The sequence below is a fragment of the Streptomyces sp. NPDC057654 genome (genome assembly GCF_042800135.1).
Lineage (GTDB): Bacteria > Actinomycetota > Actinomycetes > Streptomycetales > Streptomycetaceae > Streptomyces.
This window is the reverse complement of sequence record NZ_JBHVHQ010000653.1, coordinates 1-4,942: the sequence shown is the minus strand read 5'-3', so window position 1 is coordinate 4,942 and position 4,942 is coordinate 1. Positions and strand designations below refer to the sequence as shown.

The window sequence follows — 4,942 nt, the reverse complement described above, 5'->3', positions numbered from 1 at the left end:
GGTATGTTGTGACATGTGAAAGCTCCTTTGGGTGTAACGCTAAGGAGCAGAGAGGAGATACGTCAAATGCAGGATGCGTGTCACAGCCCGGGGGTGGTCCAGACGGCCGTCGACCTCGCCAACACCTTGATGCCGGTCAAGGGGGAGGACGCGCTGGAGACCGTGGAGCAGCTCCGGGACTTCCTCGACGGCCATCCCGCGGCCGAGCCTCCGAGTCCGGCCGCGAACCAAGGGGCCGGTCCGCGGCATCTCACCCGCGCCGACCTGGCGGAAGTCCGCGCGTTGCGCGAGACGGTGCGTGCGGTGCTCGAACGGGCGAACACGGACGCGGTCGAAGCCGCGGCTCTGATCAACGACGGTCTGCGCCGCAGCCGCGCCACCCCGGTGCTGCGCCACGAGGACGGCCGCTGGTGGACCGAGGTGACCTCCGACGCCGACCGCCGCTCGGCGCACCTCGCCGCGACGATGCTCAGCGCACTGGCCTCCGTGATCGCCACGCTCGGCCCCGCTCGCCTCGGCGTATGCGCCGGGCCGACCTGCCGGGCCACCTTCGTGGACCTCTCGCGCAACGGCTCGAAGCAGTACTGCACCCGAACCTGCGCCCACCGGGCCAGCGTCGCCGCCTACCGGAGCCGGCGCGGCCCGCGTTGAGCGTTGGCGTGTCGCGGCGCGCGTATCGACTCGGTCGCGGGTCGGGCTGGTTCGCCAGGGTGTCGGGGCCCTGGATCGGCACTGCCCGCGGCCTGTACGAGGAGGCCGCGGGCAGTGCTCGTATGACGTGATGTGACGAGACGTTCCGGTGCGGGCGTCGCGGGTTCGTACGGACCGGCCTACGTCGCCGCTTCCGCCGCTGCCGTCACTTCACGGTGATCCGGTCGTCCGGCCTCGGCAGCAGGCAGCCGGGCTTGTCGAGGGCGAGCGTGTTGCCGGGTTCGACGCAGGTGGTGAGCCAGTAGGTCTCGGTGCCGTAGGCGGTGCCCTTGTGCACCGATATGACGCCGTCGCGGTCCATCTCGCACGGGTTGTTCTCCGTGCACTGGCCGCCGTCGCGGTTGCTGGTGTTGTTGATCGCGACGACCTCTCCGCTCGCCTTGTCGACGACCGGGGAACCGGACGTGCCGGGGCCGGTGTCGCACGCCGAGGTGTAGCGCAGGACGTCCTTGGTCATGTACCCCGCCTCCAGCACGCGGTAGACGTGCTGGTCGATGCCGCACGTGAAGATCTTCTTCAAGCCTCCGGATACCACCTGGATGTCCGTGCCCGCCGCGGGACGCTTCGCCGAAACGGTGAGCGGGCTGATGCCGTACTTCTCCTTCAGCTGCCGGTAACTCAGGTCGAGTTGGTACAGCGAGACGTCGGTGCCGGTCATGGTCACGTAGGCCGCCTTCGCGGTCCTCAGGGTCGCCGCGGGCCGGCCCTTGCCGTCGAGGAGGTCGAAGACGCGGTGGGACGGCTGGTTCACGAGCGCCTCGTCCGGGACGGGCCACGCGCCCTCGTAGCAGTGTCCGTTGGTCAGGACGAAGGCCTTGTCGCCGTCCGCGGAGCCGGGCATCCGCACCAGCGATCCCGAACAGCCGCCCACGCTGACCGCGCCGGAGAAGTCCGCGGGCGCGGCATGCGCCGTCGGCGCCGCCAGCAGCAGGCCGAACAAGGCGGCACCGAACGCCGCGCCGATTCTCCGGAACGTACGCGGGGACATACGTATCTCACCTCTGTTGAAGGGGGACGTTTGAAGGGGGACGTTCAAGGGGGGAGCGGCGGGAAGGGGCGGGGTCATTGGGCGCCCGGGCAGACGCCCCCCGAGGTGTGGCCCGTACGGAAGAAGTCGACGGCTTTCGCGGCGCATTCGGGGACCCTGCTCAAGGAGGCGTGCTGGTTGTCCTCGATCGTCAGGAGAGTGCCGCCGATGGCGTTCTTCAGGTCCACCGCCCAGTCGTACGGCGTCGTGTCCTCGCCGGTGTGGCCGGATATCTGGAGCGGGCTCTTGCCCTTCACCGGCTTCCACTGCTGTGCCGGCCACGGCCAGCCCGCGCAGTATTTCCCGAACTCAAGGCTGCCGCCGGTCGCGGGGTAGGTCTGCTCGCGGGCCTTCTTGTCGGCCCACACCTTCTCGAAGTCGCGGCCACCGGCCCCGTCGTTGCACATGACCGCGTCGTACTGGAGGTTGTTGAATCCTCCGTGCGGGTCCTCGAAGCCGAACACCCTGGCCGAGGGGCGCCGGGCCGCCCAGGCGGACTTCGCTGTGGGCCGCGCCGAGTGCGGGATGCCGCCTTCGCGTACGGTCGCGAGGTCCCGTGCGCTCTCGACCCACTGACCGGGGCCTCCGCCCAGCCGGCCGGTGACCCATTCGCCGTCCAGCACCGTTCCCTCGTCAACCTTCCGGGGCTTCTGTGTGAGCTGGTCGCGCAGGTCGAAAAGGGTGTGCCGGACCGCGTCGGCGGTCGTGCCGAAGTGGTATTCGACGTCGTGCCGGGACAGCCACTGGGCGAACTCGCCGAAGTTGTTCTCGGACAGCGCGTCCAGCGAGGCGTTCATCGCGTCGAAGTCCATCTTCGGCGGCATCACCGATTCCAGCCACATCCTGCTCACCCGGTCGTCGAACATCGACCTGTAGTTCGCGCCCACCGCGGTGCCGTAGGAGACCCCGAAAAAACTGATCTTCTTTTCACCGAGCGCCGCCCGGATACGGTCCACGTCACGTGCGATGTTCGCGGTGGTCAACTGCCGGGCGAAGGCGGGATCGAGAGCCGCGCACCGCTTGTCCTCCTCGGCCCAGTAGTCGTAGGCGATCTTCGCCCGCTCCTTCGGGGTCGCGTCGGCCGGCTCTCCCGGGTACTCGGCGCTCTCGCAGTCCTTCTTCTCGCTGTAGCCCACCCCTCGGGGGTCGAACCCGATCACGTCGTGATCGGTGGCCAGCGTGCCGAGCCCGCCCTCCGCGAAACTCTGCGGTGCGTACAGATTGAACAGGCCGGGGCCGCCGGGGCTGTAGAACAGCGAGCCACGGCGTTTGGCCGGGTCCGCGGCCTTGAGTCTGCTCACCGCGATCTTGATCTTGCGGCCCTGCGGTTCGGCGTAGTCCATGGGCACCGTCAGCATCGCGCATTCGGTTTTGGTGTCGCTCTTGTCCCAGTCCTTTGCCACTTTCACGCAGGGATTCCAGTCGAGCTGTTCCCCGGCTGCCGAGGCTTTTCCGGTTCGGGCGGCCTGGGCGATTCGGCCGTCCGCGGACGCGGCGGACGGTGCGGCCGACACCGCCCCCAATGAGGCGGCGACGACCCCGACGGCGACCAGTGGTATGGCCGGCCGCCTGCGGCCGGATTCGCTGGGCAGGGGAAAGAAACGCACAGGAGAAAACCTCCGTCGCTGTGGGTCAATGCACAAGATCACGAACAACTGTGATCATCCGAGGGCCAGTTGACAATCCTTCTGAATATGAGCGTTCGGTGACCGGCTGGGCCTCGGCCCGCCGTCGCTCCGTCGCCCCCGGCCCCGCCAGGCCCGCCGTTGCATAACACTGCCGAGCTACGTATAGTCATGCCATCAACGAGGAGGATTTCCGATGGCGGTACGTGCGGCGGTGGCCGGGGCGAGTGGGTATGCGGGAGGGGAGATCCTGCGCCTGCTGCTCGGGCACCCCGAGGTCGGGGCCGCCGGGATCGGCGCGCTGACCGGGAACTCCAACGCGGGGCAGCGCCTCGGGGCGCTGCAACCGCATCTGCTGCCGCTCGCCGGCCGTGAACTGGAGCCGACCGTCACCAGCGCCCTCGCCGGGCACGATGTCGTCTTCCTCGCGCTGCCGCACGGGCAGTCCGCCGCCGTCGCCGCCGAGCTCGGCGACGACGTGCTGGTCGTCGACTGCGGCGCCGACTTCCGGCTGGCGGACGCGGGGGACTGGGAGAAGTTCTACGGCTCGCCGCACGCGGGCACCTGGCCGTACGGGCTCCCGGAGCTGCCCGGCGCGCGGGACGCGCTGCGCGGGGCCCGGCGCGTGGCCGTGCCCGGCTGCTATCCGACCGCCGTCTCGCTCGCGCTCTTCCCCGCCTACGCGGCCGGGCTCGCCGAGCCCGAGGCCGTGATCGTCGCCGCGTCCGGGACCTCCGGCGCGGGCAAGGCCGCCAAGCCGCACCTGCTCGGCAGCGAGGTCATGGGCTCCATGAGCCCGTACGGGGTCGGGGGCGGCCACCGCCACACCCCCGAGATGATCCAGAACCTGTCGGCCGCCGCGGGCGAGCCCGTCACCGTCTCCTTCACCCCGACCCTCGCCCCCATGCCCCGCGGCATCCTCGCCACGTGCAGCGCGAAGGCCAAGCCGGGCGTCACCGCCGAGACCGTACGGGCCGCCTACGAGAAGGCCCTCCAGGACGAGCCGTTCGCGACGCTCCTGCCCGAGGGACAGTGGCCCGCCACCGCCGCCGTGTACGGCTCCAACGCCGCACTGATCCAGGTCGCGTACGACGCGGCGGCCGGTCGCATCGTCGTGATCAGCGCCATCGACAACCTCGCCAAGGGCACCGCCGGCGGCGCGGTGCAGAGCATGAACGTCGCCCTCGGCCTCCCCGAGGAGCTCGGCCTGACCACGGCCGGCATCGCACCGTGAGCGGCGGCACAGGCGGCACAGGCGGCACAGGCGGCATGGGCAGAACAGGCTGCACGGGCAGTACTGGCGGCGCCCGCCCCACACCCACCACGGCATCACACGAGGAGAAGCAGTGAGCGTCACGGCACCGAAGGGATTCACGGCGGCGGGCATCGCCGCCGGGATCAAGGAGAACGGCAACCCGGACCTGGCGCTCGTCGTCAACACCGGTCCGCGTGCCGCCGCCGCGGGCGTCTTCACCTCCAACCGCGTCAAGGCCGCCCCCGTCCTCTGGTCCCAACAGGTCCTCAAGGGCGGCCGGGTCACCGCCGTCGTCCTCAACTCCGGCGGCGCCAACGCCTGTAC

Annotated in this window: 5 protein-coding genes; 3 read left to right on the top strand and 2 right to left on the bottom strand. The window is 70.1% G+C overall.

Features of this window, described 5'->3' with window-relative positions; genetic code table 11:
• The first annotated feature begins 66 nt into the window (after nucleotides 1–66).
• Nucleotides 67–651: a CGNR zinc finger domain-containing protein gene (locus tag ACFU99_RS32900; protein WP_384399005.1), complete on the top strand. Its 585-nt coding sequence runs from the start codon at nucleotides 67–69 to the stop codon at nucleotides 649–651.
• Nucleotides 652–856: 205 nt separating this feature from the next.
• Here ACFU99_RS32900 and ACFU99_RS32895 read toward each other — a convergent pair whose 3' ends face one another.
• Complete coding sequence (locus ACFU99_RS32895; RefSeq protein WP_384399003.1) at nucleotides 857–1,699, bottom strand: serine protease; 843 nt, start codon at nucleotides 1,697–1,699, stop codon at nucleotides 857–859.
• A 74-nt stretch (nucleotides 1,700–1,773) separates the two neighbouring features.
• On the bottom strand, nucleotides 1,774–3,345 hold the full coding sequence (locus ACFU99_RS32890; RefSeq protein WP_384399002.1) for an alpha/beta fold hydrolase: 1,572 nt from the start codon (nucleotides 3,343–3,345) through the stop codon (nucleotides 1,774–1,776).
• 214 nt (nucleotides 3,346–3,559) lie between these two features.
• On the opposite strand from ACFU99_RS32890, the gene argC reads away from it, so the two are divergent.
• On the top strand, nucleotides 3,560–4,597 hold the full coding sequence (argC, locus tag ACFU99_RS32885; protein WP_384399000.1) for an N-acetyl-gamma-glutamyl-phosphate reductase: 1,038 nt from the start codon (nucleotides 3,560–3,562) through the stop codon (nucleotides 4,595–4,597).
• Between the two features lie 112 nt (nucleotides 4,598–4,709).
• A partial coding sequence (locus ACFU99_RS32880; protein WP_384398998.1) for a bifunctional ornithine acetyltransferase/N-acetylglutamate synthase occupies nucleotides 4,710–4,942 on the top strand: 233 nt, incomplete at its 3' end.